This is a genomic window from Brachyspira sp. (assembly GCF_029258575.1).
Lineage (GTDB): Bacteria > Spirochaetota > Brachyspiria > Brachyspirales > Brachyspiraceae > Brachyspira.
The window spans coordinates 1-3533 of record NZ_JARHYI010000056.1 but is presented as its reverse complement, the minus strand read 5'-3'; the positions used below and the strand labels follow the sequence as shown (position 1 = coordinate 3533).

Here is a 3533-nt window from a genome sequence, read left to right as displayed (position 1 = left end):
CATTTTTAATTGGTATTTGTAAATTATAACATAATATGATATTTTACAAAATAAAAAATAAATATATTATATAATCGTATAAAATATTTATTTTTGAAACAATTAGAAACAATATTATATAATGAATTAAAAGCTGGAAATACAATAAAAGAAATTTCAGTTGGAGGATTTAAAGATAAGAACATTTATTTATTTTTCTAAATGAACATCTTATTGAAAAAGTAATAAAATATACTAGAAATATCAAGTATTTGGAAATTAATGATCCTCATTATTGGAAAGAGATATGCAGATTAAAAAAATAAACAAACTATAGCCTGTCCTTTTTAAAAATAACAATATAAAAAAATATGGAGATTCATATATGGAAAATTTTAATTTGAATGATATTGAACAGATAATTACTTTTTATTTGATATTCAATTTTATTATATTTTTATGTTTGATTTATATTATAGTATCTTTAATATTTAGAGTTTTATTAAAAAATAAAAAGTTTGAAGAAAATAAAAAAAATAAATCTTCAAATAGGAGAAAAAAGAAAGATATTATAGATTTATTTTGGACTGAAGAGAAAGATAGTAAAGGAAAAACTATTTTTAAAAGAGGAGTTTTGATATTCTTAATTTTATTTACATCATATTACATATTTAGTTCTGTAAATTTCATATTAAATAATATTGATATTGTGAAAAAAGTTTTAAAAATAGAATAATTTTTATATTTTTTATTATATTATATATAATAAAATAAAATTTTGATATATATACCGAAAGAGGTTATTAATAAATGGAAGTTTTTTTATCTGAATTATCTGACACTTCATCTAGCCTTAATAATGATAGGGAAGTTAATTTTACTATAGTTCAAACTACTGATATTCATGGAATGATTTTTCCTTACAATTTTATGACAGATAAAGAGGAAAATACTTCTATGGCACATATAGCATCATATTTAAAACAGTTAAAAAATGATGGTAGAACGATTCTTTTATTAGATAATGGAGATTCATTACAGGGACAGCCTTCTGTTTATTATTATAACTTTGTTGCTTCTGATAAAATGCATATATGGTCTGAAGTTTTAAATTATCTTAATTATGATGCTGTTTGTATAGGTAATCATGATATAGAGGCTGGACATAATGTTTATGATAAGATGGCTAAAGAGTTGAAAGCTCCTTTGGTATGTGCTAATTTGATAGATGAAAATACTAAAAATCCATATCTTGAACCTTATACTATAATAGAAAAAAATGGTATAAAAATAGCAATACTTGGACTTGTTGAACCTGCAATAGAAAGACAGCTTCCTAAAGTTTTATATGAGGGTTTGACAACAGAAGATATGATTGAATCTGCAAAGAAATGGATTAATATTATTAAGGATAAAGAAAAAACTGATATTATTATAGGGCTTTTTCATTCTGGTTTAGATTATACAGAAGATGAAGAATTATATAAAAATGAAAATGCAAGTCAATTAGTTGCAGAGCAGGTTGATGGTTTTGATCTTATACTTGTAGGACATGATCATCAAGGATGGTCTTTTTTTGGTTATGATGAAACAACTAAACAAAAAACTAAAGAGGTTAGAAGTCCAAGTGGAAAAATAGTACCTATGTATGGAGGAGTAAATTCGGCAAAATATATTGTATCTATTGATATTAATATGGTATTGGGTAATGGTATTTGGAATATTAAAAAATTGAAAGGAGGACTTATAAAAACTTCTGAATTTGAAGCGGATAAAGAATTTTTATCTAAATTTGATGAAACTAAAGAAAAAGTGAAAAAATGGGTTGGAAGAGATATTGGTATTTTAAGTACAAAACTTTCATCTGATGAAGCTTTATTTTCAGATAGCTATTTTTTGAGTTTTATACATAAATTACAATTTTTGATAGCTGAATTTGAATTGGGAGTAAAGGCAGATATTTCTTTAGCTGCTCCTTTAAGTAAATATGCAGTTTTAAATGATGGTGTCATAAAAGTAAGAGATATGTTCAATTTATATCCTTATGAAAATTTTTTCTATATTATGAAATTAACAGGAAAACAAATTAAAGATGCTATGGAATACTCATATGGAAGATGGTTTAATACTATGGATAATATTAATGATAATATTATAGCTTTTAAAAAAGATTTCAATGGTAATCTAATATTCAATAATAGATATAATTCTTATGATACTATAACACCTATATATAATTATGAAAGTGCTGCTGGATTGAATTATACTGTTGATGTTACTAAACCTAATGGAAAAAAAGTTATTATAGAATCATTATCTGATGGTAGGGTTTTTGAGTTGGATAAAGAATATAAAGTTGCTATTAATTCTTATAGAGGAAGTGGAGGAGGAGGACATCTTACCCAAGGTTCTAAAATAAATTTAAAAACTTTGCAGAATTTAGATTTAGTATTAAAAGAAACCGATAAGGATTTAAGATATTATATAATAGATTGGTTTGAAAAACATGATTGTCCTATTGTAGTTGAAAAAATTAATAATTGGAAAGCTATTCCTGAAAATTATGTTGAAACAGCAAAGAAAAAAGATTATAAACTTTTATATCCTGATAATTAAAATTTAATATAATAAAAAGTAAAAGCATTAAGCTCCTACTTTTTATTATAATATATTAATTACTTATTTTTTAATTCTTCTAAATATCCAGACTCTTCAAGTTTTTGTTTGAATTCATTTTCAGATAGAACATTTTTAATACCTATAAGTTTGCTTCCTTTATCTAAAACTGAACTAAATTTGTCATAGAAATTAGAGGGGCAGAAAACCAAATCATAATTACCAATTTTGCATCCATTCAAATCACAGTGATCTATTTCCATATTTTCTATACCCAAATCTGTTAAAGCTTTTTTTGCTTTCTCTTTCATCATCAAGCTAGTTACAGCTCCGTTAGCACAAGCTACTAAAACTTTTAGCATATTTTACTCCTTATATTAATTTTTATAATAATTTTAAGCATTTTCCTTTTTAATTAAATCATGTACATGTTTAACTATATCAAATCCAGAATTTAAAGCTTTAGCTATTGATCCGCCTGATTTATATGAAATATCACCAGCTACATATAAATTTTCTATAGAACTTTCATGTTTTTCATCAATTATAGGTACACCATGTTCATCTAATTTTATATCGCATCTTTTTAAGAAATCTACAGGAGCAACTCCTCCTAAAGCATATATAATTCTATTATAAATATCATCTATACCATCAGTATAATGAACTAAAACCTTTCCATCTTTAGGTTCTATAGATTTAATATCTACACCTAGTCTTGCTTTTACCTTTCCATTTGCAATATCTTCTTTTATAGTTTCTAAATTCTTTTCATTAGGTCTTGTAAATTCTGCCTTTCTATAATTAATAGTAACATCATTATCTTTACCAAGTAAATAAGCATATTCAACAGCAGAATTTCCTCCTCCTACAACTAATATTTTTTCATTTTCCTTACATTTATAAATATTAAAATTCACTATAGTATTTAAACTAGC

Annotated in this window: 4 protein-coding genes; 2 read left to right on the top strand and 2 right to left on the bottom strand. The window is 24.2% G+C overall.

Translation table 11 applies throughout. The features are described 5' to 3' along the window. The first annotated feature begins 364 nt into the window (after positions 1 to 364). Both Q1J76_RS04525 and Q1J76_RS04520 read left to right on the top strand, forming a co-directional pair. On the top strand, positions 365 to 715 hold the full coding sequence (locus Q1J76_RS04525; RefSeq protein ID WP_300367444.1) for a hypothetical protein: 351 nt from the start codon (positions 365 to 367) through the stop codon (positions 713 to 715). 74 nt (positions 716 to 789) lie between these two features. Beyond that, a complete protein-coding gene (locus tag Q1J76_RS04520) occupies positions 790 to 2595 on the top strand; it encodes a bifunctional metallophosphatase/5'-nucleotidase (protein ID WP_300367443.1) in 1806 nt (601 codons plus the stop codon). A 59-nt stretch (positions 2596 to 2654) separates the two neighbouring features. Here the strand turns inward: Q1J76_RS04520 and Q1J76_RS04515 are convergent, their stop codons facing one another. Both Q1J76_RS04515 and Q1J76_RS04510 read right to left on the bottom strand, forming a co-directional pair. Beyond that, positions 2655 to 2957, bottom strand: a complete 303-nt coding sequence (locus Q1J76_RS04515) for a PTS sugar transporter subunit IIB (protein ID WP_300367441.1) — start codon at positions 2955 to 2957, stop codon at positions 2655 to 2657. A 33-nt stretch (positions 2958 to 2990) separates the two neighbouring features. Next, on the bottom strand, positions 2991 to 3533 hold a 543-nt coding region (locus Q1J76_RS04510), incomplete at its 5' end, for an NAD(P)-binding domain-containing protein (RefSeq protein WP_300367439.1).

Bases quoted from the DNA above. Each gene is read 5' to 3' on its own strand.
- Q1J76_RS04525 (WP_300367444.1), top strand. From the start codon at position 365: ATGGAAAATTTTAATTTGAATGATATTGAACAGATAATTACTTTTTAT.
- Q1J76_RS04520 (WP_300367443.1), top strand. From the start codon at position 790: ATGGAAGTTTTTTTATCTGAATTATCTGACACTTCATCTAGCCTTAAT.
- Q1J76_RS04515 (WP_300367441.1), bottom strand. From the start codon at position 2,957: ATGCTAAAAGTTTTAGTAGCTTGTGCTAACGGAGCTGTAACTAGCTTG.